Source organism: Modestobacter sp. VKM Ac-2986 (assembly GCF_026967795.1).
Lineage (GTDB): Bacteria > Actinomycetota > Actinomycetes > Mycobacteriales > Geodermatophilaceae > Modestobacter.
The window spans coordinates 25,365-49,707 of record NZ_JAPVBH010000004.1 but is presented as its reverse complement, the minus strand read 5'-3'; the positions used below and the strand labels follow the sequence as shown (position 1 = coordinate 49,707).

Below are 24,343 nucleotides of genomic sequence, written 5' to 3'. Positions count from 1 at the left end.
GATGGCCGCTCGACCTCTCCCCGCCGCAGCCCGTCCGCGCAGGACCGTCGCGGACGGCACCCGTGACGACCTCTGGGCGATGGAACGCTCGCTGCGCCGGCGTGGCTTCGCCGCCATCGCCGGGAGCGACGAGGCCGGTCGGGGCGCGTGCGCCGGGCCGCTGGTCGCGGCCGCGTGCGTGCTGCCCGCCGGGCGGCGCGGCAAGGTGCCCGGGCTGGCGGACTCCAAGCTGCTCAACCCCGTCACCCGCGAGGAGGTCTACGCCGAGGTGGTCGACCGGGCGCTCGCGTGGTCGGTGGTGTCGATCCCGGTGGGGGAGCTGGACGCCCGGGGGATGCACGTGACGAACATCGAGGCGCTGCGCCGCGCCGTCCGTGCGCTGGAGCCCGGCCCCGACTACGTGCTCAGCGACGGCTTCCCGGTCAGCGGTCTGTCCCAGCCCTCGCTGGCGGTCTGGAAGGGCGACCGGGTCGCCGCCTGCGTGGCCGCGGCCTCCGTGCTGGCCAAGGTGACCCGGGACCGGGTGATGGTCGACCTCGACAGCCGCTTCCCCGAGTACGGCTTCGCCGAGCACAAGGGCTACATCACCGACGTGCACAGCGCTGCCCTCGACCGCCACGGCCCCTGTGTGGAGCACCGGATGCGGTACGTCAACGTGGCCCGGGCCCGGGACGCGCACGCGGCACGCACGGGGGCGGTGTCGGCACCGGCCGCCATGCACGATGATGGGGGCGTGCCGCCCGGGTCCCCGGTCGCGGCACTGACGTCCCCGGCACCGATGGAGCACGCGCGATGAGCACCGAGGACCTCGAGAAGTACGAGACCGAGATGGAGCTGCAGCTCTATCGCGAGTACAAGGACATCGTCCGCCAGTTCTCCTACGTCGTGGAGACCGAGCGGCGCTTCTACCTGGCCAACAGCGTCGACCTCCAGGTCCGCGACGCCGGGGGAGAGGTGTTCTTCGAGCTGAAGCTCTCCGACGCCTGGGTGTGGGACATGTACCGCCCCGCCCGGTTCGTGAAGAACGTGCGGGTCGTGACGTTCAAGGACGTCAACGTCGAGGAGCTGGACAAGCCCGACCTCGAGCTGCCCGACAACCCGCGCCTGCCCTGACGTCTGCTCCACCGGGGCAGGCTGCCCGGTCCTGACCGGCACCGGCCGGTCGCCGTCCACAACGGCGGTCGCCGTCCACAGCTCGGGCCGGGCCCTGGCGGGACCCCCGGCGGACCGGCGACCGTCCTGGGGTGCCCACTCCCCAGAACCCCTCACCGCCCGGCTCCCGCGCCGCGCTCGGTGCCTACGGCGAGCGGGTGGCCGTCCGCGTGCTCACCGACGCCGGGCTGACGGTCCTCGACCGGAACTGGCGCTGCCGCGACGGTGAGCTGGACCTGGTCGCCCGGGACGGCGACGCGCTGGTCTTCTGCGAGGTCAAGACCAGGCGCGGCGGCGGGTTCGGCTCCCCGGCCGAGGCCGTCACCCGCGCGAAACGCCGCCGGCTGCGGGTGCTGGCCAGCGCCTGGCTGGCCGCCCACGACCACCACGCCCCCGACCTGCGCTTCGACGTGGTCGGGGTGCTCGTGCCCGCCACCGGCCTGCCGCGGGTGACGCACCTGCGGAACGCGTTCTGATGAGCCTCGCGCGGACGTGGTCGGTGGGCCTGGTCGGTGTGCAGGGGGCCGTGGTCGAGGTGGAGGTCGACCTGGCCGCCGGGGTGCCCACCGTGGTCCTGGTGGGGTTGCCCGACGCCGTGGTGCGCCAGTCGGTGGACCGGGTGCGTGCCGCCGTGGTCAACAGCGGCCACGAGTTCCCGCTGCGCCGGGTGACCATCGGGCTCTCCCCGGCGGCGATGCCCAAGCAGGGCAGTGGCTTCGACCTGGCTCTGGCCGTCGCCGTGCTCGCCGCGGCGCGCGTGCTGCCCGCGGCGCGCGTCGGGGACCTCGTGCTCCTGGGCGAACTCGGCCTGGACGGGTCGCTGCGCGCCGTCCGGGGGGTGCTGCCGGCTGTGCTCGCCGCCGCGGCGGCCGGGCACCGCCAGGTGGTGGTCCCGCTGGACAACGCCGACGAGGCCGCCCTGGTCCAGGGCGTCGACGTGCTCGCCGCCGGCAGCCTGGGTGAGGTCGTCGCCCACCTGGCCGGCCGCACGCCGCTGAGCCCGCACGAGCGGGGCGCGACCGACCCCGCGCCGCCGGGCCCCGACCTCGCCGACGTGGTCGGTCAGGCTGCCGGCCGGCGGGCGGTGGAGATCGCCGCGGCCGGCGGGCACCACCTCCTGCTCTCCGGTCCACCCGGCGCGGGCAAGACGATGCTGGCCGAGCGGCTGCCCGGTCTGCTGCCGCCGCTGGACGAGCGCGCGGCGCTGGAGGTGACCGCCATCGCCTCGATCGCCGGCACGCTGCCCCCGGGAGCGCCGCTGGTGACCCGACCGCCGTTCGAGGCACCGCACCACTCGGCGACGATGGCCGCGCTGGTCGGGGGTGGTTCCGGGCAGATCCGGCCCGGTGCGCTGTCCCGCGCCCACCTGGGCGTGCTGTTCATGGACGAGGCACCCGAGTTCGCGCGCACGGTGCTGGACACGATGCGGCAGCCGCTGGAGCGCGGGCAGGTGACCATCCACCGGGCCAACGGCTCGGCCACCTTCCCCTGTCGCACGCAGCTGGTGCTCGCGGCCAACCCCTGCCCGTGTGCGAGCGCGGCCGGGGACACCGCGTGCACCTGCAGCCCGCTGGAGCGGCGGCGCTACCAGTCCCGGTTGTCCGGGCCGCTGCTGGACCGGATCGACCTGCGGGTGACCCTCCCGCCGGTGACCCGCGCCGCCTGGCTGGACGGGACAGGCAGCCCCGAGAGCACCGCAGCGGTGGCCGAGCGGGTGCTCCGCGCCCGGGCGGCCGCCGCTGAGCGGATGGCCGGCACCGGGCTGTCGCTGAACAGCGAGGTGCCGGGCCGGCTGCTCCGTGAGCGGTGGGAACCCGCCCGTGGCTCGCTGGCACTGGCCGAGCGGGCACTGGAGCGGGGCTCGCTGTCGGTGCGCGGCTTCGACCGCGTGCTCCGGGTCGCCTGGACCCTCGCCGACCTGGCCGGGCTGGTCGTCCCGGGCCCCGACCAGGTCGCCGAGGCCCTGGGCATGCGGCTGCAGCGGGTGGCGGCATGACCGCCGACGGGGGAGGGGCCACGGCCGACGTCCGGCTGGCGCGGGCCTGGCTGTCCCGTGCGGTCGAGCCGGGCTCGGTCGCCATGTGGCAGTTCGTCACCGAGGCCGGGCCGGTCGTCGCGGCGGAGGCCCTGCGCGCCGGGCGTGCGCCGGCCGCGGTCCAGGCGCTGGTCGGTGCCCGCGCCCAGGAGGACGTGAGCCTGGACGACCTCGCCCGCGTGCAGCGCAGCGGTGGCCGGTTGGTCGTCCCCGAGGACGATGAGTGGCCGGCCGCGGCCCTGCACTGCCTCACGCTGGCCGCGCTCCGGCAGCAGACCGACGACGGGAGCCGGCCGCGGGACCGCACCACGTCGCTGGTGCCGCCACTGGCGCTGTGGGTGCGGGGCGACCGTCCGCTGGACGACCTGGTAGACCGTTCGGTGGCGCTGGTGGGCTCGCGGGCCTCGACCGCCTACGGCGAGCACGTCGCCGGCGAGCTGGCCCACGGGCTGGGCGAGCGGGGGTGGACCACGGTCTCCGGCGGGGCGTTCGGCATCGACGCGGCCGCGCACCGGGGCTCGCTGGCCGCGGGGGCGCCGACCGTCGTCGTCCTGGCCTGTGGAGTCGACCGGGCCTACCCCAGCGGGCACTCGGCGTTGTTCGCCCGGGTGCTGGAGGACGGGGCGCTGGTCAGCGAGTGGCCACCGGGCTGCGCGCCGCTGCGCCACCGCTTCCTGGTCCGCAACCGGCTCATCGCCGCGCTCACCCGGGGCACCGTGGTGGTCGAGGCGGCCGCGCGCTCCGGCGCGCAGGCCACCGCCCACCGGGCGCGGGACCTGGGCAGGTCGGTGATGGCCGTGCCCGGGCCGGTGACCAGTGCGAGGAGCGTCGGGTGCCACGAGCTGCTGCGGGACACCGAGCGGGGCGCCACGCTGGTCACCACGGCCGCCGACGTCGTGGAGACGGTGGGCCGGGTAGGGGAGGACCTCGCGGCACCGGCGGAGCGGCCGGCGTCCGCGCGTGACTCGCTGTCCGACGTCGCCCGCCGGGTGCTGGACGCCTGCCCGGTGCGGGCGGGGGTGTCCCCGGAGCGGCTGGCGACGGTCGCCGGGTGCGAGGTGCTCGACGTCCTGCGGGTCCTGCCGGCGCTGGAGCTGCACGGCCTGGTCGAGTGGACCGGCACGGGATGGCGGGTCACCCCTCCGTCCCGGCGGCAGTGACCTCCCCGGGCCTCAGGGCAGCACGGCGGTCGCGTCCACCTCCACCAGCAGGTCGGGCTCGCCGAGACCGGCCACGCTGATCAGGGTCACCGGCTTGGTGGGGTCGACCCCCAGCCGGGCCGCAGCCCGGCCGACCCCCTCGCCGAGGGCAGCCAGCTTGTCCGGCGTCCAGTCCACGACGTAGAGCGTCAGCTTCGCGACGTCGTCGAAGCTGCCGCCGACGGCCGCGAGGGCGGTCGCGACGTTGAGGTACGCCTGCTCCACCTGCGCGGCCAGGTCGCCGGCGCCGACCGGCTGCCCGGCGGCGTCCCGGGCCACCTGCCCGGACAGGTGGACGGTCCGGGTCCCGGTGGCCACGGACACCTGGGCGTAGAACTCCGGCACCGGCAGTCCGGCGGGGTTGACCAGCTCGACGGGCATGACGTCTCCTCGGCACGGGCCGGCCGACGACCGGCGCTGCGGCCAGTGCAGCGCACGGGTGCCCCCGCCCGCCAGCCCCTGCGCGCGCGGTACGACCCCGTCGGCCGGGCACTGCTGGTGCCCGGTCGGGTCGAGTGGACCGCCCGGACGGCGGGTCACCCCGGCGTCCTGTGATCGGTGGCGCACGACCGGTCCACCGGCGCGCCACGTTGACCCGCCGTGCCCACCGACGGACGCTCCCACCATGGCCACCGGATCCGCGCAGCTGCGGGCAGCACTGCCGCCCGCGCTGGCGGAGTCGCTGGACGGCTGGCAGGAGCACCTGAGCCTGCAGCGCGACCTCTCCCAGCACACCGTGCGGGGTTACGTCGGTGACGTCGTCTCGCTGCTGGACCACCTGGTCCGGCGCGGTGGGGCGACGGTCGCCGACCTCGACCTGGCGGCCCTGCGCAGCTGGCTGGCGCTCGGGCGCACGCGCGGGGACAGCCGTTCCACCACCGCACGCCGCGCCGCCTCGGCCCGCTCGTTCACCGCCCACCTGCGGCGCAGCGGGCAGACCGCCGAGGACGTCGGCCTGCGGCTGTCGAGCCCCAAGGCCCATCGCACGCTGCCCGGGGTGCTCGCCGCCGACCAGGCGCGGGCGGTGCTGGAGGAGGCCGCCCGCCCCCCGGCCGAGGACGAGGACGCCGCCGACACGGCGCTGCGGCTGCGCAACGTGCTGGTGGTCGAGCTGCTCTACGCCAGCGGCATCCGGGTCGGGGAGCTCGTGGGCCTGGACGTCGACGACGTCGACCGGGGGCGCCGGCTGCTGCGCGTGCTGGGCAAGGGCCGCAAGGAGCGCAGCGTGCCCTTCGGCGTCCCGGCCGCCGAGGCCCTGGAGGCGTGGCTGACCCGCGGGCGCCCGGCGCTGGCCACCGCGGTCAGCGGACCGGCGCTGCTGCTGGGTGTGCGCGGTGGCCGGCTGGACCCGCGTGAGGCGCGCCGGCTGGTGCACGCCGCCATCGCAGCGGCCCCGGGCACGCCGGACGTCGGTCCGCACGGGCTCCGGCACTCGGCGGCCACGCACGTCCTGGAGGGCGGCGCCGACCTCCGCAGCGTCCAGGAACTGCTGGGCCACGCTAGCCTCGCGACCACGCAGGTCTACACGCACGTGACGGTCGAGCGGCTCCGGGCGGTCCACGCCCGCGCCCATCCCCGAGCGTGAGGAACACAGCGGTGCACACAGCAGCAACGGTCGAGCGGGGGAGTACGGGTGTCTGAGGCAACGGTGCAGCAGGTCGAGCGGAGCGAGGACCCCGACGCCGGCATCGCGGAGCTCTGGGCGCGCTACGTCGTCGACCGGGAGACCGGGCTGCGGGACCGGCTGATCCTGCACTACGCCCCGCTGGTGAAGTACGTCGCCGGCCGGGTCGGCAGCGGTCTGCCCGCGCACGTGGAGCAAGCCGACCTGGTCTCCTACGGCACCTTCGGGCTCATCGACGCCATCACCCGGTTCGAGCCCTCCCGGGAGATCAAGTTCGAGAGCTACGCGATGGCGCGCATCCGCGGCGCGATCATCGACGAGCTCCGGTCGACGGACTGGATCCCGCGCTCGGTGCGGATGAAGGCCCGCCAGTTCGAGCGGACGGTGGCGGCGCTGGAGGCGAAGTTCCAGCGGAACCCCACCGAGGAGGAGATCGCCGAGGAGATGGAGATGGACGTCGAGGACGTCCGCAAGTTCCTCGGCCAGCTCTCCCTGGTCAACGTCGTGGCCCTCGACGAGCTGCTCGTGGACGACGACGGCTCGGCCCCGCGGCTGGTCGACACGCTCAAGGACACCAGCGCGCTGGACCCGCAGGCGATGGCCGAGCACGGGGAGGCCCGGCAGCTGCTGGCCCGCGCCGTGGAGCAGCTCCCCGAGCGGGAGAAGGTCGTCGTCAGCCTCTACTACTTCGAGGGGCTCACGCTGGCCGACATCGGCCGGGTCCTCGGGGTGACCGAGAGCCGGATCTGCCAGCTGCACACCAAGGCCGTCCTGCACCTGCGCACCAAGCTCGCCGACATCGCCTGACCCGGCGCCGCCCGCCCCGGTCCCGTCCGCGGGCGGTCAGTCCGCGGACGGCGGGTCGCCGGCGCCGGGCAGGCCGGTGGGCAGCGCACCGAGCAGCGGCTGGGACCCCGGTGGGTTGCGGTGGCCCTCCTCCCACGGCAGCTTGCCGGTGGAGTCCGGCCAGACCAGCTGCAGCACCTCGATCGAGCCGTGGAACTGCTCGGCCACCGAGGTCCGCGGGTCGTCGTCCACCTGCAGGAACACCACGGGGGACGTCTCGTCGGTCAGGGCGGTGGTCGTGACGCCGGGGGTGAACCGGGCACCGCCCCGCACGGCCTCGCCCACCAGGTTGAGGTACTTCTCGCCGGCCTCGAACGGCAGGCCGAGCACGATCACCTCGGGGTGGCCGAACGCGGTCAGGCCCACGGTGGTGGAGTACCGCGGGTCGCCGGGGTTGCCCCCACCGTGCAGCACCGCCCAGCCGAACCGGTCGATGACCCGCTGCAGGTCACGCCGCACCTGCTCGGCCACCTGGTCCTGCGCCTCGTCGGTCCCGGCATCGTCCGCGAGGGCGCTGGCCGCGGGGTCCGGCTTGGGCTTGCGTCGGAATCGCACCCCTGGACCGTAACGGGGCACCGGGTCGCCGTCGCCGGTCCCGGCGGATCAGTCCCACGGCAGCAGCCGGACGCGCGGCGGGCGGAGCAGCGACAGCGGGTCCAGGTAGGTCCCGCCCCGGCGCAGCCCCCAGTGCAGGCAGGCCCCGGCCGGGCAGCCGGCGTGTCCGGCGGTCAGCTCGCCCAGCGGTGTCCCGAGCGCGACGGCCTGGCCGGCGGCGACCGAGGGGGTCACCGGCTCGTACGTCGTCCGCAGCCCGCCGGGGTGGTCGACGCTGACCACCGGGCGTCCGGCCACCGTGCCGGCGAACGCGACCACGCCGGCACCGGCGGCGAGGACGGGCTGCCCGGGGACGGTGGCGAGGTCCACGCCCCGGTGCCCGGCGGCGTACGGGGACGGCGGCGGGACGAACGGCCGGGTCACCGGCGGGTTACCGGTGACCGGCCAGCCCCACAGCGCGGGGACGGGTGCGGCGGAGGCGGGCGACACCCCACCGAGCAGCACGAGGAGCGCGGCGACGAGCACCAGGACACGGGCGGGCGGCACGTCGGTCAGCCTCGCCGCAGGGGACCGGCCGGAGCGGGTCCGGGGCCGGGGTGTGGACGAGCGGGCGGGCTGGGGACGACCCGGTCGGGGGACCGCTGAGCACGGCGTATGCTCACCGGTGCGGTCCGCCCCCGGCGGATCGACTTCGCGTGTCCGCCTCCCGCTGCTCCAGCGGGCCGGTCGCCACCTCGGTCCCGTTCCCGGAACGGGTTCGGTGGCGCGGTGCGGGCACCAGGGCGGCGCACCACCACGGTGCCCGCGACAACCGAGCAGCGCGGACCGGCCCCGGTCGGCCGCGCACGAGAAGGAAGGCGGCGCCACGTGGCAGTCGTCAGCATGAAGAACCTGCTCGACAGCGGGGTCCACTTCGGGCACCAGACCCGTCGCTGGAACCCGAAGATGAAGCGCTTCATCTTCACCGAGCGCAACGGCATCTACATCATCGACATCCAGCAGACGCTGGGCTACATCGACCAGGCCTACGAGTTCGTGAAGCAGACCGTCGCCCACGGCGGTTCGATCATGTTCATCGGGACCAAGCGTCAGGCGCAGGAGGTCATCGCCGAGCAGGCGACCCGCGTCGGCATGCCCTACGTGAACCAGCGCTGGTTGGGCGGCATGCTCACCAACTTCCAGACCGTCTACAAGCGGCTGGAGCGCATGAAGGAGCTCGAGGAGCTCGAGCAGACCGGCGCGCTGGTCAGCCTGTCGAAGAAGGAGCAGCTGGTCCTCTCCCGTGAGCGGATCAAGCTCGAGCGCTCCCTCGGTGGCATCCGCGACATGAAGAAGGTGCCCAGCGCCGTCTGGATCGTGGACACCAAGAAGGAGCACATCGCCGTCGGCGAGGCGCGCAAGCTCAACATCCCCGTCGTCGCGATCCTGGACACCAACTGCGACCCCGACGAGGTCGACTACAAGATCCCGGGCAACGACGACGCCATCCGCAGCACCGCGCTGCTGACCCGCGTGATCGCCGACGCGGTCGCCGAGGGCCTGCAGGCCCGCTCGGCCGCGCAGGCCAACGCCGGTCGTGGCGAGGACGCCGCCGTCGTCCCGGCCGCCGAGCCGCTGGCCGACTGGGAGCGTGAGCTGCTGACCGGTGGCGACGCCGCGGCTGCCCCGGCCGCCGACGCCACCGCCACCCCGCTGCCCGAGACCCCGGCCGAGCCGGCCACCGTCACGGCCAGCGAGGTCGCCCCGGTCGAGGGTGTGCCGGCCACCGGCAGCACCGAGACCGGGACCCAGGGCGCCCAGAACGGCTGACCCATCGGCGCCGCTCCTCCCGCTCCGGCGGTGAGGGGCGGCGCCGCTGCATGCCCGGCCCGGCCGGGCGCCGCACCGCCGAGCCAGCACCTCCCAGGGGCGCCGAGCCCCGCACTCCACCACGAGATCAGAGGAAGTGACATGCCTGCCTTCACCGCAGCCGACGTGAAGCGTCTCCGTGACGCCACCGGCGCCGGCATGATGGACTCCAAGAAGGCCCTGACCGAGGCCGATGGCGACTACGACAAGGCCATCGAGTTCCTCCGCGTCAAGGGCGCCAAGGACGTCGGCAAGCGCCTGGAGCGCTCGACCACCAACGGCGTCGTCGTCAGCCGCGACGGCGCGCTGCTCGAGCTCGACTGCGAGACCGACTTCGTCGCCAAGAACGCCGACTTCGTTGCCCTGGCCGAGCGGCTGCTGGGCATCGCGCTGGAGACCAAGCCGGCCGACGCCGCGGCCCTGCTGGCCACCGAGGTGGACGGCCAGACCGTCGAGAAGCTCGTCGAGGGCGAGTCGGCCCGCATCGGCGAGAAGCTCGTGCTGTCCAAGGTCGCCCTGTTCGACGGCACCACCGCCGTCTACCTGCACAAGCGCGCCACCGACCTGCCCCCGGCCATCGGTGTCGCGGTGCAGTACTCCGGTGGCTCCGAGGACGCCGCCCGCTCGCTGGCGATGCACATCGCCGCCGCCCGGCCGCGTTACCTCAACCGCGAGGAGGTCCCGGCCGACGCCGTCGAGACCGAGCGCCGCGTCGCCGAGCAGACGGCGAAGGAGGAGGGCAAGCCCGAGCAGGCGATCGCCCGCATCGTCGAGGGCCGGGTCAACGCCTACTACAAGGACTTCGTCCTCCTCGAGCAGCCTTCGATCACCGAGCCGAAGCGCACCGTGCAGCAGGTCGTCGCCGACGCCGGCCTGACCGTCGACCGGTTCGTCCGGTTCGAGGTCGGCCAGGCCTGACGTAAGGACTTCTTCGAGGGCCCCACGCCACGCTCCGCGCGGCGCAGGGCCCTCGAAGGGGCCGCACCGGCCCCGTCCCTCCCCAGGGGCGGGGCCGGTGGCCTGTCCAGGTGAGTGCCCGGGACAGCCGGCGCGCTCATGCGGCACGATCGACCGACACCCCCACCGAACGACGACAAGGACCCACGTGACCGACTCGCGACCTGCCGGCAACCCCGAAGGGCTGCTCTTCGCGCCCGCCTCCTCCGCCCCCACCGACGGGCGCGGCTACCGGCGCGTGCTCCTCAAGCTCTCGGGTGAGGCCTTCGGCGGCGGCAGCGTCGGCGTCGACGGCGGCATCGTGCGCAACATCGCCGAGCAGCTCGCCGAGGTCGTGCACAGCGGCACCCAGGTGGCCGTCGTCGTCGGCGGTGGCAACTTCTTCCGCGGCGCGGAGCTGCAGAACACCGGCATCGACCGCCGGCACGCCGACTACATGGGCATGCTCGGCACGGTCATGAACGCCCTGGCCCTGCAGGGCTTCTGCGAGCAGGTGGGTCTGGAGACCCGGGTGCAGACCGCGATCACCATGGGCCAGGTCGCCGAGCCCTACATCCCGCGCAAGGCCGTGCGGCACATGGAGAAGGGCCGACTGGTCATCTTCGGTGCCGGCGCCGGCATGCCCTACTTCTCCACCGACACCGTGGCCGCTCAGCGCGCCCTGGAGATCGGCTGCCAGGTGCTGCTGATGGCCAAGAACGGCGTCGACGGCGTCTACGACGACGACCCGCGCACCAACCCGGCGGCCACCATGTACGAGGACCTGGACTACGCCACGGTGCTGGCCAAGCAGCTGAAGGTCGCCGACGCCACCGCCATCAGCCTGTCCATGGACAACAAGATGCCGATCGTCGTGTTCAACCTGCTGGAGGACGGCAACATCGCGCGTGCCTCGGCAGGTGAGAGGATCGGGACGCTGATCAGCGACCAGTCCTGACCGGTCGCTGCACGAGCGGGGCGGTGCACGCCGGACGCCGTCCCGCTCGGACACTGCACACCCGGACGAAGCACATCCCACGGCCAGCACGGCGGCTACGGCCGCAGGAGGAGAGAACCCCGTGATCGACGACACCCTGCTCGATGCCGAGGAGCGGATGGACAAGGCCCTGTCGGTCGCCCGCGAGGACCTCGGCTCCGTCCGCACCGGGCGCGCCGCCCCGTCGATGTTCAACAAGATCGTCGTGGAGTACTACGGCGCCATGACCCCGGTGCCCCAGATGGCCTCGATCACCGTGCCCGAGGCGCGGATGGCGGTCATCAAGCCCTACGACGCCTCCCAGCTCAACGCGATCGAGAAGTCGATCCGCAACTCCGACCTGGGCGTCAACCCCAGCAACGACGGCCAGCTGATCCGGGTCAACTTCCCGCAGCTGACCGAGGAGCGCCGCCGTGACCTGGTGAAGCAGGCCCGGGCCAAGGGCGAGGACGCCAAGATCGCCATCCGCAACGTGCGACGTCGCGCCAAGGAGGAGCTCGACCGCATCGCCAAGGACGGCGAGGCCGGCGAGGACGACGTGCGCCGCGCGGAGAAGGAGCTCGACGACCTCACCGCCGCCCACGTCGCCAGCATCGACGAGGCGATGAAGAACAAGGAGACCGAGCTCCTCGACGTCTGACCGGGTCCAGGAGTCCTCGCATGACCGCGCAGCCGCACCGCCGCGAGCAGCAGCCCGCCGAGCCCCCGGGCCCGGAGCGGGAGCCTGCCCGTCGGCGGGCGGGTCTGGCCGGCGGCCCGGCGACCACCGGCATCGGTCCGCTCCCGCTGCTCGGTGACGCCGCCGGGCCGACGGTGCGGACCGGTCAGCCCCCGAGGCCGCCGCTGCCCCCGCTCCCGCCGCGGCCGGTCGCGCGACCGGGGCAGGTCACCGGCCCCAACACGGTCGGGCTCCGCCTGGACGCCGAGGACGACGCCCCTGCCGTGCGGCCGGCCGGAACCACCGACGGGCACCGGGACGACGACCCGGACGGCGAGCCGCCGCTGACCGCCGTCCCCGACGCCCCGGGTCACGAGGTCACCGGGGAGGCGCCCGTCGACACCCCCAGCGGCGCTCCCCGGGTGACCGGGCGGGCCGGACGCGACATGGCCGCGGCCATCGGGGTCGGTCTGGCCCTGGGCGGCACGGTCATCGCCACCCTGCTGGTCTGGCGCCCGGCCTTCCTGCTGGTGCTCACCGTGGCCGTCGTCATCAGCATCATGGAGCTCACCGGGGCCCTGCGGAACGGTGGCCACCAGCCGCCGCGGACGCCGGTGGTCGTGGGTGCACTCGCGATGGTGGCGCTGGCCTGGACCCGCGGCCCCTCCGGGCTGGTCGTGGCCTTCTTGCTCACCGTCTTCGCCGTCCTGCTGTGGCGGCTGGGCGACGGCCCGCTGGGTTACCTGCGCGACGCCTCCGCCGGGGTGTTCGTCGCCCTGTACGTGCCGCTGCTGGCCGGGTTCGCCGTCCTGCTGCTCGTCCCCGACGACGGGGTCGCCCGGGTGCTGGCGTTCATCGCGACCGTGGTGTGCAGCGACGTCGGCGGGTTCGCCGCCGGGGTGCTGTTCGGCAGGCACCCCCTGGCCAAGTCGATCAGTCCGAAGAAGTCGTGGGAGGGGCTGGCCGGGTCGGTCACCGCCTGCGTGGTGATCGGCGTCGCGCTCGCCACGCTCACCTTCCACGTGCCCTGGTGGGGCGGGGCGTTGTTCGGGGTGTCCATCGCGCTCACCGCGACCCTCGGTGACCTGGGGGAGTCGCTGATCAAGCGCGACCTCGGCATCAAGGACATGGGCGACCTGCTGCCCGGCCACGGTGGCCTCATGGACCGGATGGACTCGCTGCTGCCCTCGGCCGCGGTCGCCTGGCTCGTCCTCTCCGCGGTCGCCCCGGTCTGAGGAAGGCGGGAGGACCCCGTCCTCCTCACGACTGGCACGCTCGCCGCGAGCCTCGGGACGGGGCCTGCCCCACCACTCGCAGGCTCGCGGTGGGCCCCTGAGAGGGGGCCAGGACCCAGGGCGGTCCCGTCGACGGGGTGGGCTCAGGGGCGGACGGCGTCCCAGGTGCGGCCGGCCTCGGTGAAGCCGTGGCGGGCGTACCAGTGGCGGGGCCAGTCGTCGGCCGCCGCGTCCAGGACCACGAGGTCGCAGCCGGCCGCCCCCGCGGTGGCCAGCGCCAGGTCCAGCACCGCGGTGCCCAGGCCGCGCCGCCGCACCGCCGGGTCGCTGCCCACCGACTCCAGCGAGGCCGTGGCGCCGTCGACCCGCAGCTGCGCGGCGGCGACCACCCCACCGCCCTCGCGGACGGCCACGTCGACCACCCTCACCACCCGGTCGTTGCGGTGCTCCCGGCCCACCAGCTGCCGCACGACCTCCTCGAGGTCCGGCGTGCCCGGCCCGAGTTCCGCCCGCCACGAGCGGTCCCACAGCGCATGGACCTCCGACTGCGGCACCACCTCGGCCGGCCCGTCGGCCGCGGCGGGGAAGGGCGCCCAGCGGGCCATCAACAGCGTCGTCGCGACGTCCCAGCCCCGCCTGCCCAGCTCGGCGGCCACCGGCCCCGCGTCGGGGTGCAGCAGCGTCACCGCCGGGGCGGTCCAGCCCAGCGCGGCCGCGCACTCCACGGCCTGCGCCTCGACCTCGTCGGCGGTCAGGGAGCCGGTGACCAGCAGCCGGTTGTCGTCGCGGGAGTGCGGGAACGCCGGGTCGGCGACGGCGTGCCCGCCGTGGACGTCGACCACCCGGGCCGCCCGGCGGGTGCGCAGGGCGACGTCCATCGCCCGGGCCCGGCCCAGCGCGTCGCTGGGGTCGGGCGGTACCGGGACCTCCCCCGGCCGCCAGGGGAGCACGGCGATCACCGCCGAGGTGGGCAGCGGGCCGTACAGGTGCGGGAAGCGCATGCTCGCCGGGTCACCGGGCACGCCCGGCTCCAGGCGCACCGGGTCGGTCAGCCGCGCCGGGTCGACCACCAGCAGGACGACGTCCCGGCGCCCGGCGAACAGCCGTTCCGCCGGCAGGTGCACCTGCTCCGGCGACGACAGGTGCACGAAGCCCACCTCGGCCAGCGACGGCGGGGTGACCGCGCCGGTCGCCAGAGCCGCCCGCCACTCGGGCGGTGTGGTCAGGTGCAGGAGGGGTCCCTCGGTCCCGGCGGTCACCCCGGGGACCTGCCCGCCCGACCGTGACACCATGCCCGGCGATGACGAGCCCGACCGCGCCGGACGACGAGGCAGCCGGACCGACCGAGTGGGGCGGCTCGGTCGGGGTCGGCCCGTGGCCCGGTCCCTGGCCCACCGACGCGCGCTACGACCGCGCGCTGCTCGCCGAGGGCGACCGGCGCAACGTGGCCGACCGCTACCGCTACTGGACCCTCGAGGCGATCGTCGCCGACCTCGACACCCGGCGGCACCCGTTCCACGTCGCGATCGAGAACTTCGCGCACGACCTGAACATCGGCACGGTGGTGCGCACCGCCAACGCCTTCCTCGCCGCCGAGGTGCACGTCGTCGGCCGCCGTCGCTGGAACCGGCGCGGGGCGATGGTCACCGACCGCTACCAGCACCTGCGGCACCACGCCGACGTCGGCGGGCTGCTGGACTCCGCCGCCGCCGAGGGGCTCGTCGTGGTCGCCGTCGACACCGGCCCCGGGGCGGTGCCGCTGGAGACCGCCGACCTGCCTCGGGCGGCGCTGCTGCTGTTCGGCCAGGAGGGCCCGGGCCTCACCCCCGAGGCCCGGGCCGGTGCGGCGCTCACCGTCTCCATCGCCCAGTTCGGTTCCACCCGCTCGCTCAACGCAGGTGTCGCCGCCGGGATCGCGATGCACGCGTGGATCCGGCAGCACGCCGGCCCGCCACCCCGCTGATCAACCGGCGGGCCCCAGCGGAGTGTGACCGACCAGTGACGCCGCGCCTACCGGATGGCGGCCGTCGTCTCCGGCACCATGGCCGGGCGGGTCCGTGTCCTGGGCCTGGCCGCACCGGTGGCCGGGAGGACGACGGGCCGGGGAGGAGCGGCCGTCGTGTCGGGAACGCAGCACGTCGGCCCGGCCCCGGACGAGGACCTCCCCGCAGCCGACGCCGCACCGCCGTCCGACCCGCAGGCCCCGGACGCCCAGCACACCCCGCAGGCCTCGGGGGAGCTGTGGGACGAGGCGTGGCTGCCGCGGTGGGCGCACCCGGCAGCGGAGGACGTCGCACCGCTCGAGGCCGTGGCAGCTGCATCCGACGTCCCGGCGCAGCGCCCGGAGGCGGCGCTGCTCTCGGCGTGGGAGGTCGAGGCCGCGGCCATCGCCGCCCTCATCGCCGAGCTCGACAGCGAGGCCGAGGCGCCCCTGGCCGTGACGCCGCCCTACATGACCCCGCCGTCCGTGACCGCGCCATCCGTGACTGCGCCGTCCCTGCCCCTGCCGTCCATCACCGCATCTCGAGCCACCCCGCCGCCCGTCGTGCGGACGCCGCCGGCCGCGGTGGTCCTGCCCGAGGCGCCGGCCGTCGAGGCCGTCGTCCACACGCCCGTGGTCCGTGCGCCCGAGCCCGGCTGGCCGCTGCTCGCCGCGCCGGTCGAGCCGCCTGCCGGGGGACCCGCCCCGCTGCCCGCCGCTCCGCCTGCGCCGCCGCTCGTCGCCGAGGCCGCCTCGGTCTCGGCCGACAGTGCCGACCCGCAAGAGTCAGCCGCCGCGCCACTGCCCGTCGTCTCGGTCTCGCCGACCTGGTCCGCGGTGTCCGGTCCGGTGGACCCGGTCGCCCCCGCGCTGCTGCCCGGCGCCGGCGTCGCGTCCTCCGGGTCCGCGGGCCGCGACCCGGACGAGCTCTCCGACCCGCGCCCGCCGCTCCGCGCAGACGACGCCGCGGAGGCCTGGTCCGACGACACCGACCCGGAGGAGCTCGCCGCTGCCCAACTGGCCGCCTGGAGTGCCGCGGAGGCCGACGCCCGCAGCACGGCCGACCGCGGGGACGCTCCCGCACCGGCCGACGAGCCGCGCAGCCGCCGGGCCCGCGTGCTCCTCCCGCTGGCGGTGCTCGCCGTCGCGGCGGTCATCGCGGGCTTCGTCGTCCCCGGTCAGTCCGGGAGTGAGCGGCCCGCCGAGGCCGCCGCGCAGCGCAGCCCCGCCGCATCGGCGGCCCCCAGCTCCCCGGCCCGCACCCCGGGGCCGGTGCCGACCAGGCCGGTCCCCGCGCCGTCCGCCACCCAGGAGCCACCGGCCCAGTCGGCGGCGGCGGCGACGGTCCTGCCGGCGGCCAGCCCGGTGGTGGCCCGACCGCCCGCCGTCGCACCCGTGCCGGCGCCCGTCCTCCCGTCGGCGGTCCCCAACCCGGACCCCGACCCGGTGTCGGCCGGCGCGCCCTCCGGTGCCCCGGACGGGACCCCGGTCACCGGACCCGCCCCGGACGGCGGCCCGGTGCCCGCCGACGGCTCCGCACCGGTCCCGGCGCCGCCCCCGGTCGGCTCCCCGGCTCCCGGCACCCCGTCCCCGGGCGAGACCCCCGTCCCCGGGGACACCCCGGTTCCGGGTGACAGCCCGGCTCCAGGTGACACCCCCGCGCCCGGTGACACCCCGGCCCCGGGTGACATCCCCGCTCCTGGCGACACCCCGCCGCCCGACGACGGCGTCCCGGGCACCTGCGATCCCGTCGTCGAGGACCCCGCCGCCGCGGCCGGCGACCCTGCCGGCCCCTGCCCGCCCGAGGTCGACCCGCCGGTGGTCGAGGAGCCGGGGCCGGTGACGCCCGCCCCGACGGACCCGACCCCGCCGGCGGAGCCGACCGGGCCCCCGACGGCGGGCCCGGAGCCCGCCCCGCCCGGCCCCGAGGGCACCCCCGCCCCGACCGTCGTCCCGGCCCCGACCGGGGTCCCGGAGCCGACCGCACTCCCCGGCTGACCCGGCCCGGACGACGTCGGGCCGGCCGGGAGGCATCTCACGCCCGGACCGGCTCCCCGGTGGCCCAGAGGGTGGGACCATGGAGTTGCCATGACTGTCCTGCCCCTGGTCTTCGACGCCCCCCGCCGCACCAAGCCGCCCCGGCACCTCGCCGACCTGACCCGCGAGGAGGCCCGCGCCGCGGTCACCGAGCTCGGTCAGCCCGCGTTCCGCGCCGACCAGCTGGCCCGGCACTTCTACGCGGGGGTGACCGACCCGGCGCTGATGACCGACCTGCCGGCTGCCGCCCGCGACGACCTCACCGCGGCACTGCTGCCCGGGCTGCTGACGCCGGTGCGGCACCAGTCCGCCGACGGCGGCCGCACCCGCAAGACGCTGTGGCGGCTGCACGACGGCGCCCTGGTGGAGAGCGTGCTCATGCGCTACCCCGAGCGCGCGACCGTGTGCATCTCCAGCCAGGCCGGCTGCGGCATGGCCTGCCCGTTCTGCGCGACCGGCCAGAGCGGCCTGACCCGCAACCTCTCCGCCGCCGAGATCATCGGCCAGGCGGTCGCCGCGGCCGCCGCCATGGCCAACGGTGAGATCCCCGGTGGGCCGGGCCGGCTGTCCAACGTCGTCTTCATGGGCATGGGCGAGCCGCTGGCCAACTACGCCCGGGTCCGCAAGACCCTCGACGCGCTGCTCACCCCCGCACCGCACGGGCTGGGTCTGGCGCAGCGCTCGGTGACCGTGTCGACGGTCGGCGTGGTCCCGGCGATCCGCAAGCTCACCGAGGAGGGTCTCAACGTCACCCTCGCGGTGAGCCTGCACGCCCCCGACGACGAGCTGCGCGACACCCTGGTGCCGATCAACACCCGGTGGAACGTCGAGGAGGTGCTCGGCGCCGCCGACGACTTCGCCCGTCGCACCGGGCGCCGGTACTCCATCGAGTACGCGCTGATCCGCGACATCAACGACCAGCCGTTCCGCGCCGACCTGCTCGGCCGCCTGCTGTCCAAGCGGCTGGCGCACGTCAACCTCATCCCGCTCAACCCCACCCCGGGCAGCAAGTGGGACGCCAGCCCGCTGCCGGCGCAGCAGGAGTTCGTGGCCCGCCTGCGCGCGGCCGGTGTGCCGACGACGGTGCGCGACACCCGCGGCTCGGACATCGACGGCGCCTGCGGCCAGCTCGCCGCCGCCGACCAGGTCGAGGGCATCCCGAGCATCGCCGTACCGGTGCCCGGCATCGAGGAAGGCGTCCCGCTCGGCGGCGAGTCCGACCAGTGACCACCGCGCCCGGGCCGGGGCTCCCGTCGGCCGAGGTCGAGCCGCACACCCACGCCGATGTGTCGGGCGGGTGGCTGCGCGCCGCGGTGTTCGGCGGTATGGACGGGCTGGTCACCAACACGGCGCTGGTCGCCGGTGTGGGTGGCGGTGGCGTCGGTGCGCACGCCGTCGTCCTGTCCGGGGTGGCCGGGCTCGCCGCCGGGGCGATCTCGATGGCGCTGGGTGAGTACACCTCGGTGAGCACGCAGAACGAGCAGCTGGACCTCGAGGTCGCCAAGGAGCGTCGCGAGCTGGCGACCAACCCGGTGGGGGAGCAGGCCGAGCTGGCCCAGCTGTGGGAGGAGCGCGGACTGGACCCCGAGCTGGCCGAGGCGGTCGCCGCGCAGCTCTCGCGCGACCCGGAGCAGGCGCTGCGGGTGCACACCCTCAACGAGCTGGGCCTGGACCCGGAGGACAAGCCCTCACCGATGACGGCGGCGGTGTCGTCGTTCCTCTGTTTCGCGGTGGGCGCGTTGATCCCGCTGCTGCCCTACCTGCTGGGTGCGCCGGTGCTCTGGTTGGCGCTGCTGTGCGGTGGCGTCGGGCTGGTCGCCGCCGGGGCGCTGTCGGCGCGGTTCACGCCGCGGCCGTGGTGGTCGGCGGGGCTGCGACAGCTGGTGTTCGGTGCGGTGGCCGCAGCGGCGACCTACCTGATCGGCTCGGCCATCGGGGTCGGCGCGGCCTGACCGGTCAGCCGGCGCAGGACAGGCCGGCGGCGCGGAGCGCCGTGTGAGTTTCCGGGATCGGCAGTCGGGCGATCGAGGCCCCCAGGGGAGGGCCGACCGGTAGCACCTGTACGGCTCCCAGGTCGGTCCTGGCGAGCGAGGCCAGCTCTGCCGTCGAGGTGCCGGGGTCGACCTGCACGGCGCCCGCCGCGGCCCAGGCGACCGACTGCAGGCGCCACGGCCGCAGCAGTGACCCGCGCACTTGGTCGAGCAGCTCGGTGAGGATGACGCCGGCCTCGGTGGCTCGGCCGTCCGGGTCGGCCGCAACGGGGGTCCACTGCCCGTCCACGAGGTGCTCGGGATGGCGAGAGCGGACCATCGCCAGAGCGGTGACCCCGTCGACGTGCTGGCGTCCGGGAGTGGTCAGCTCGAGGCCGCTGTAGCTGTCGCGCACGGGCTGGGGGACGTCGACGTCCAGGCCGCCCGCGGCGTCTACGACGGCGGCGAAGCCGCGGAGGTCCACGGTCACCAGGTGATCGGTCGGGATGCCGAGGTCACACAGCGCCTCGACCGTGCCCTGCGGGCCGTCCAGCCAGGCGAGCGCGAGCCGGTCGAAGCGGCGCTCGGTGTTGGTGACCACGTCCCGCGGGACGGAGAAGACGGTGGTCCCAGCATCGGTCTGGTGCACGACGACGACGACGTCGGTGCGAGTGCCCGGGACGTCGCCCACCGTGCCGAAGTGGCTGACCGGGGCGCCGTCGGGGAGGTCGGCGCGGGAGTCCAGTCCGACCAGGACCCAGGTGCGGCCGTCCGCATCACCGGCGCCACCGCTGAGGTCGACGTCGAGCCGGTCGACCCGGGCGCTCACCAGCGCCCCGTCGACGACGAGGGCGACCAGGACCAGTGTCAGGGCCAGCAGGGCCAGGCGGAGGCGGCGCCGGCGTCCCGGACGCGGCGAACGCCGGCCAGGGGGTCCCTGGCCGGCGTCCGCCGTGGTGCTGGAGGTCATGCTCAGGCCTGCGCAGCCCCGGTGGAGCGGCGGCGGCGGCCGACGACCATGGCGCCGGCGCCGGCGGCCAGGAGGACGCTGCCACCGATGAGCGGCATGGCGATGCTGGCACCGGTGTAGGCGAGGGCCTTGCCGTCGGCGGTCAGCTGCAGGGCCTCCTCGAAGTAGGTGCCCTGGTCGCCGGTGTAGGCGATGGTGTGGTTGCCCAGCGGGGTGCCGGCGGGGACGGTGAACTCGACGGTCACGACGCCGTTGGCGTCAGCGGTGAAGGCACCCAGGACGACCGGGTCCGAGTGCAGGACGACGGTGACCTTCTCGCCGGCCTTGAAGCCCTTGAGGACCTTGACGACCTTCTGGCCCGGGGCTGCCGCGGCACCGGTGGTCTTGTCGGTGGTGGTGCTGGAGACGCCGGGGGTGTTCGGCTTGGCGCCGGGCTTGAAGGCGGCGGCCGGGGTGGTCGCGGCGGGCGAGGCGGTGGGGCTGGCGGTCGGGGTGCCCGGGTTGTTGACCGGCTGGACGGCCGTCGGAGCGGTGACGAGGAGCGTGAAGGGCATGTACTCCTCGCCGCGGATCAGCTCGCCGCCGTTGTAGGACTTGATGCAGCCGAGCTCGATGGTGTACTCGCCAGCGGGCGTGTCCGCGGGGAAGAGGACCTCCGCAGTCCAGTTGCCGTCCATGTCGGACTCGGCGCCGAAGATGGTGTCGTCCGAGTCCTCCGCCTCGGGGGCGATGTCGATCAGCACGCCAGCAGGCAGCAGGTCGGCGTCGCCCGCGCTGTCGGGGTTGGTGTCGTACGTGCACTCGGTGCCGCTGAGCGTGAAGGTCGCCCCGGCCGAGACGGACTTGGGACCGGTCACGACACCGTTGGAGGCCTCGAACACGGGCTCGGTGGCGGCGAAGGCGGCGGGCGCGAGGAACATGCTGGCGGCGGTGGCGCCGAGGGTCAGACCGGCAGCGACAGCGGCGCGGGGGCGGGACATGCGGCTCATCGGATCCTCCGTGGAGTCTTAGCGGCTCGGGCGTCCCGGCCTGCTGTGACATGTCTATCGGCACGAAGCCGTCCGAACTCAACCTCTTCACAGCGACACGTGCAGGATCGCCACAACAGTTCACATGAGTCACACGCGCCTCAGGCCGCCCTGGGCAACTCTTGGACAAGGAGGCGTCCACCGCTCTAGAAGTTGCCAGAGGGCGCCCCTCAGGTGCAGTCGTCGATCGGGACATGACCGATCGGTGCGGTGGACATCTGCCAACGACCGCAACGTGCTGTGGGGGGTCCTGCCGGCCCGCGCCCAGCCAGGCGCAGTTCCGCTCGACGGCGCACAGGACAGGACGGGACCCGCGGTCGCCGTCCGTGCGTGCGGCGACCGGTGTCGCGGACCGTGCCCGGCGCCCGTGCCGGAGGTGGGCGACGTGGCCCGGGACGCCGAAACGCCGGCCCGGGCCCTCGGTCGGGGGTCCGGACCGGCGTCGAGGACCGGTCGTGCGGGCGGTTCAGGCCTTCAGCGGACCCGGTGTGCGGCGGCGACGGCGGCCCAGCAGCAGCGCGCCGGCCCCGAGGGCGACGAGCGCGGCGCCGCCCGCGAGCGGCTGGGTGACGTCCGCGCCGGTGTAGGCCAGGGCCGTGCCGTCGGCGGTGAGCGTGATCGTCTCCTCGAAGTGGCTGCCCCGGTCGCCGTCGTAGGCGAGGGTGTGCGTGCCCAGCGCACTGCCGGCGGGGACGGTGAAGCGCACGGTGACCACCCCCGCGGTGTCGGCCGTGAACTCGCCCAGCACGACGGGGGTCGAGTGCAGGACGACGGTGACCACCTCGTGCGGCTGGAAGCCCCGGAGCACTCGGAGGACCTCCTGGCCGGGAGCGGCCGCGACGGTCGTGCTGGCGGACGTGGTGCTCCCGATGCCCGGGGTGTTCGCGACGGCGCCGGGGGTGAACGCCGGGGCGGCCGTGGCGACCGCCGCTGCGGGGAGGGGCTTGCCGTCGGCGGTCACGGTGAGGGTGACGGGCGGGTAGTCCTGCACGCCGTTGTAGCCCGTGCAGATGGCGTTGATCGTGTACGTGCCGAGCGGAGCTGCTCGCTGGACCCGCTGAGGAAGGGACCCGGTGCCGTCGGGGTACGCCTCCGAGCCGTTGCCCAGGCCGATGAAGTGGCCCTGCTCGCCGGCGTCGGCGCCGACGCCGGGCAGCACGTCCGACCGGGTGTCGAAGCAGCCGGCGAGGTCGATCGAGTACGCCTGGCCCGGGGCCACGGTGCTGGGGATGACCACCGGGACGGGCAGGTCGGCGGCCCGGGCGGCGGAGGGGAGCAGGCCGAGCCCGCCACCGGCGACGAGCGTGAGCCCGGCGGTGACGGCGATCCGGCGGGGGAGCGTGCGCGACATCAGGACTCCGGGGTGTCGGGTGCCCCGAGGCGGTCCCGGAACAGCCCGGTCTTCCTACCGGCCGCGGCGTCCCGGCCAGGTGCTCAGCGTGACGACACGCAAACTGAGCGTCCACGACTGGTCGATCCGCCCCCGACATGACGAACGGGCCCGCTCCCCGTGGGGAGCGGACCCGTTCGTGGGTCGAGCAGGGGTCAGCGAGCGCGCCAGGCGTTCTTCCGGCGGCGCATGTCCCACAGCAGCGTGATGACCAGGGTGGCGGTGGCCAGCAGCAGGTAGATGTCCTCGACCCGGCCCTCGTGGTTGCCGATGAGCATGGTCAGCATGAAGAGGGCGAACAGCCAGCCGGCGATCCGGCCGGTCCTGCCGGCCTCGCCGTGCCAGCCCCAGTCCTCGGGCCGCTCGTGCATGACGGGGGTCTCGCCCGCCCGGACGATGCCCTCCTCGCGGTTGGACTGCTCGACCACCTTCGCGCTGGTCTGGTGGCCCTGTCCCCGGCCGGTCGCATCGCTCACTGGGCATCCTCGCTCGCGGTCGTGGCCGCGTTCGCGGCGTCACTGGTGTCTCGGTGCGCGGGCGGACCCACGCACCCGCCCATGATGACAGGCCGGGGTGGTGCGCACCTGACGGGCCGGGGGGCGGGTCTTGCGAGGATGGGGCCGCACCGAGGGCACGGCACCGGCGAACGCCGCCGACGAGGGCAGCGAGGAGTGCACATGAGCGAGCCGCGCGAGATCACCGTGCTGGGGTCGACGGGTTCCATCGGGCGTCAGGCGATCGCGGTCGCCCGGCAGAACCCCGGCCGGCTGCAGATCACCGGCCTGGCCGCCGGCGGTGGGGACGTCGCACTGCTGGCCGAGCAGGCGCTGTCCCTGGGCGTGCGCACCGTCGCCGTCGCCCGGGCCACCGCCGCGCAGGACCTGCAGCTGGCGTTCTACGCCGCCGCCCAGCAGCGCGGCTGGGCCCAGGGCAACTACGCGCTGCCGGAGATCCTGGCCGGTCCCCGCGCCGCCGAGGAGCTCGCGGCCCGCCCGGCCGACGTCGTCCTCAACGGGATCAGCGGCTCGATCGGGCTGCGCCCCACCCTGTCCGCGCTCGCGGCCGGGCGCACGGTCGCGCTGGCCAACAAGGAGTCGCTGGTGGCCGGGGGAGCGCTGGTCACCGCGGCGGCGGCCCCCGGACAGCTGGTGCCGGTCGATTCCGAGCACTCGGCCCTGGCCCAGTGCCTGCGCGGTGGCGCCCGCGGCGAGGTGGCCCGGCTGGTCCTCACCGCCAGCGGCGGGCCCTTCCGTGGCCGGACGGCCGACGAGCTGGCCGGGGTCACCCGCGAGCAGGCCCTGGCCCACCCCACCTGGGACATGGGGCCGGTGGTCACCATCAACTCCGCCACCCTGGTCAACAAGGGCCTGGAGCTGATCGAGGCGCACCTGCTCTTCGACGTCCCGTACGCCGACATCGACGTGGTCGTGCACCCGCAGTCGATCGTGCACTCGATGGTCACCTTCGCCGACGGGGCGACCATCGCCCAGGCCAGCCCGCCGGACATGCGGCTGCCCATCGCCCTGGCCCTGGCCTGGCCCGACCGGCTGCCGGAGGTCCAGCCCGCGCTGGACTGGACGACGGCGAGCACCTGGGAGTTCCAGCCGCTGGACTCCGAGGTCTTCCCGGCCGTGCGACTCGCCCGGGAGGCCGGTGAGGCCGGCGGCGTCGTCCCGGCGCTCTACAACGCGGCCAACGAGGAGGCGGTGGCCGCGTTCACCGCCGGACGCCTGTCGTTCCCAGGGATCGTGCAGGTCATCGCGCGTACCCTCGACGCCGCGCCGGACCTCGGCGCACCCACCTGCGTCGAGGACGTGCTGGCCGCCGAGAAGTGGGCCCGGGAGCACGCTCGCGCCGCCATCGCCGCGACGACCTGAGACGG

Annotated in this window: 25 protein-coding genes; 17 read left to right on the top strand and 8 right to left on the bottom strand. The window is 75.2% G+C overall.

The window, feature by feature from the left end; translation table 11 throughout:
• Window position 1 precedes the first annotated feature (1 nt).
• The 5 genes from O2W14_RS11410 (at window position 2) to dprA (ending at window position 4,347) form a co-directional block, all read left to right on the top strand.
• Window positions 2–796 (top strand): ribonuclease HII, encoded by a 795-nt coding sequence (locus O2W14_RS11410; protein WP_269176216.1) that lies wholly within the window; start codon window positions 2–4, stop codon window positions 794–796.
• Window positions 793–1,113: a DUF2469 domain-containing protein gene (locus O2W14_RS11405; RefSeq protein ID WP_163612132.1), complete on the top strand. Its 321-nt coding sequence runs from the start codon at window positions 793–795 to the stop codon at window positions 1,111–1,113. The genes O2W14_RS11410 and O2W14_RS11405 overlap by 4 nt, the downstream gene beginning before the upstream one ends.
• 131 nt (window positions 1,114–1,244) lie before the next feature.
• Entirely contained in the window at window positions 1,245–1,628 is a 384-nt protein-coding gene (locus tag O2W14_RS11400; RefSeq protein ID WP_269176215.1) for a YraN family protein, read from the top strand.
• Window positions 1,628–3,148, top strand: a complete 1,521-nt coding sequence (locus O2W14_RS11395) for a YifB family Mg chelatase-like AAA ATPase (protein WP_269176214.1) — start codon at window positions 1,628–1,630, stop codon at window positions 3,146–3,148. The genes O2W14_RS11400 and O2W14_RS11395 overlap by 1 nt, the downstream gene beginning before the upstream one ends.
• Window positions 3,145–4,347, top strand: coding sequence for a DNA-processing protein DprA (gene dprA / locus O2W14_RS11390; RefSeq protein ID WP_269176213.1), 1,203 nt, complete (start codon window positions 3,145–3,147; stop codon window positions 4,345–4,347). Before O2W14_RS11395 ends, dprA begins: the two co-directional genes overlap by 4 nt.
• A 12-nt stretch (window positions 4,348–4,359) precedes the next feature.
• Here the strand turns inward: dprA and O2W14_RS11385 are convergent, their stop codons facing one another.
• Entirely contained in the window at window positions 4,360–4,767 is a 408-nt protein-coding gene (locus O2W14_RS11385; protein WP_269176212.1) for a RidA family protein, read from the bottom strand.
• Between the two features lie 244 nt (window positions 4,768–5,011).
• Here O2W14_RS11385 and O2W14_RS11380 point away from each other — a divergent pair, with 244 nt between their 5' ends.
• Window positions 5,012–5,971 (top strand): tyrosine recombinase XerC, encoded by a 960-nt coding sequence (locus O2W14_RS11380; protein WP_269176211.1) that lies wholly within the window; start codon window positions 5,012–5,014, stop codon window positions 5,969–5,971.
• 48 nt (window positions 5,972–6,019) lie between these two features.
• The gene (gene whiG, locus O2W14_RS11375; protein ID WP_269176210.1) at window positions 6,020–6,817 is read left to right on the top strand and encodes an RNA polymerase sigma factor WhiG; all 798 of its coding nucleotides are present in this window, start codon (window positions 6,020–6,022) and stop codon (window positions 6,815–6,817) included.
• A gap of 36 nt (window positions 6,818–6,853) precedes the next feature.
• On the opposite strand, the gene O2W14_RS11370 is transcribed toward whiG, so the two are convergent.
• Together O2W14_RS11370 and O2W14_RS11365 are read right to left on the bottom strand one after the other, a co-directional pair.
• Window positions 6,854–7,411, bottom strand: a complete 558-nt coding sequence (locus tag O2W14_RS11370; protein WP_269176209.1) for a DUF4262 domain-containing protein — start codon at window positions 7,409–7,411, stop codon at window positions 6,854–6,856.
• 48 nt (window positions 7,412–7,459) lie between these two features.
• The gene (locus O2W14_RS11365; protein WP_269176208.1) at window positions 7,460–7,957 is read right to left on the bottom strand and encodes a M23 family metallopeptidase; all 498 of its coding nucleotides are present in this window, start codon (window positions 7,955–7,957) and stop codon (window positions 7,460–7,462) included.
• A gap of 321 nt (window positions 7,958–8,278) precedes the next feature.
• Between O2W14_RS11365 and rpsB the strand changes: the two genes are divergently transcribed.
• The 5 genes from rpsB (at window position 8,279) to O2W14_RS11340 (ending at window position 13,085) form a co-directional block, all read left to right on the top strand.
• Entirely contained in the window at window positions 8,279–9,220 is a 942-nt protein-coding gene (gene rpsB / locus O2W14_RS11360) for a 30S ribosomal protein S2 (RefSeq protein ID WP_269176207.1), read from the top strand.
• Between the two features lie 141 nt (window positions 9,221–9,361).
• A complete protein-coding gene (gene tsf / locus O2W14_RS11355; RefSeq protein WP_269176206.1) occupies window positions 9,362–10,177 on the top strand; it encodes a translation elongation factor Ts in 816 nt (271 codons plus the stop codon).
• 187 nt (window positions 10,178–10,364) lie between these two features.
• A complete protein-coding gene (gene pyrH / locus O2W14_RS11350) occupies window positions 10,365–11,153 on the top strand; it encodes a UMP kinase (protein WP_269176205.1) in 789 nt (262 codons plus the stop codon).
• Between the two features lie 121 nt (window positions 11,154–11,274).
• Window positions 11,275–11,832 (top strand): ribosome recycling factor, encoded by a 558-nt coding sequence (gene frr / locus O2W14_RS11345; RefSeq protein ID WP_269176204.1) that lies wholly within the window; start codon window positions 11,275–11,277, stop codon window positions 11,830–11,832.
• 20 nt (window positions 11,833–11,852) lie between these two features.
• Window positions 11,853–13,085, top strand: coding sequence for a phosphatidate cytidylyltransferase (locus tag O2W14_RS11340; RefSeq protein WP_269176203.1), 1,233 nt, complete (start codon window positions 11,853–11,855; stop codon window positions 13,083–13,085).
• Between the two features lie 143 nt (window positions 13,086–13,228).
• Here the strand turns inward: O2W14_RS11340 and O2W14_RS11335 are convergent, their stop codons facing one another.
• Window positions 13,229–14,344 carry a GNAT family N-acetyltransferase gene (locus tag O2W14_RS11335; protein WP_269176202.1) on the bottom strand — a complete coding sequence of 372 codons (1,116 nt, stop codon included), beginning with the start codon at window positions 14,342–14,344 and terminating at the stop codon, window positions 13,229–13,231.
• Window positions 14,345–14,385: 41 nt separating this feature from the next.
• Between O2W14_RS11335 and O2W14_RS11330 the strand changes: the two genes are divergently transcribed.
• The 4 genes from O2W14_RS11330 to O2W14_RS11315 all read left to right on the top strand — a co-directional run bounded on the left by O2W14_RS11330 (window position 14,386) and on the right by O2W14_RS11315 (window position 19,055).
• Window positions 14,386–15,048, top strand: coding sequence for a TrmH family RNA methyltransferase (locus O2W14_RS11330; protein ID WP_269176201.1), 663 nt, complete (start codon window positions 14,386–14,388; stop codon window positions 15,046–15,048).
• A gap of 156 nt (window positions 15,049–15,204) precedes the next feature.
• Window positions 15,205–17,064, top strand: a complete 1,860-nt coding sequence (locus O2W14_RS11325) for a hypothetical protein (RefSeq protein WP_269176200.1) — start codon at window positions 15,205–15,207, stop codon at window positions 17,062–17,064.
• Between the two features lie 90 nt (window positions 17,065–17,154).
• Window positions 17,155–18,330, top strand: a complete 1,176-nt coding sequence (gene rlmN / locus O2W14_RS11320) for a 23S rRNA (adenine(2503)-C(2))-methyltransferase RlmN (protein WP_269176199.1) — start codon at window positions 17,155–17,157, stop codon at window positions 18,328–18,330.
• Complete coding sequence (locus O2W14_RS11315; protein WP_269176198.1) at window positions 18,327–19,055, top strand: VIT1/CCC1 transporter family protein; 729 nt, start codon at window positions 18,327–18,329, stop codon at window positions 19,053–19,055. The genes rlmN and O2W14_RS11315 overlap by 4 nt, the downstream gene beginning before the upstream one ends.
• Before the next feature lie 4 nt (window positions 19,056–19,059).
• Here O2W14_RS11315 and O2W14_RS11310 read toward each other — a convergent pair whose 3' ends face one another.
• The 4 genes from O2W14_RS11310 to O2W14_RS11295 form a co-directional block, all read right to left on the bottom strand.
• On the bottom strand, window positions 19,060–20,043 hold the full coding sequence (locus O2W14_RS11310) for an LCP family protein (RefSeq protein WP_269176197.1): 984 nt from the start codon (window positions 20,041–20,043) through the stop codon (window positions 19,060–19,062).
• Window positions 20,044–20,045: 2 nt separating this feature from the next.
• Window positions 20,046–21,032, bottom strand: a complete 987-nt coding sequence (locus tag O2W14_RS11305; RefSeq protein WP_269176196.1) for a hypothetical protein — start codon at window positions 21,030–21,032, stop codon at window positions 20,046–20,048.
• Window positions 21,033–21,537: 505 nt separating this feature from the next.
• Window positions 21,538–22,422: a hypothetical protein gene (locus tag O2W14_RS11300; protein ID WP_269176195.1), complete on the bottom strand. Its 885-nt coding sequence runs from the start codon at window positions 22,420–22,422 to the stop codon at window positions 21,538–21,540.
• Window positions 22,423–22,616: 194 nt separating this feature from the next.
• A complete protein-coding gene (locus tag O2W14_RS11295) occupies window positions 22,617–22,937 on the bottom strand; it encodes a DUF2631 domain-containing protein (protein ID WP_269176194.1) in 321 nt (106 codons plus the stop codon).
• A 201-nt stretch (window positions 22,938–23,138) separates the two neighbouring features.
• Here O2W14_RS11295 and dxr point away from each other — a divergent pair, with 201 nt between their 5' ends.
• The gene (gene dxr / locus O2W14_RS11290; protein ID WP_269176193.1) at window positions 23,139–24,338 is read left to right on the top strand and encodes a 1-deoxy-D-xylulose-5-phosphate reductoisomerase; all 1,200 of its coding nucleotides are present in this window, start codon (window positions 23,139–23,141) and stop codon (window positions 24,336–24,338) included.
• Window positions 24,339–24,343 lie beyond the last annotated feature (5 nt).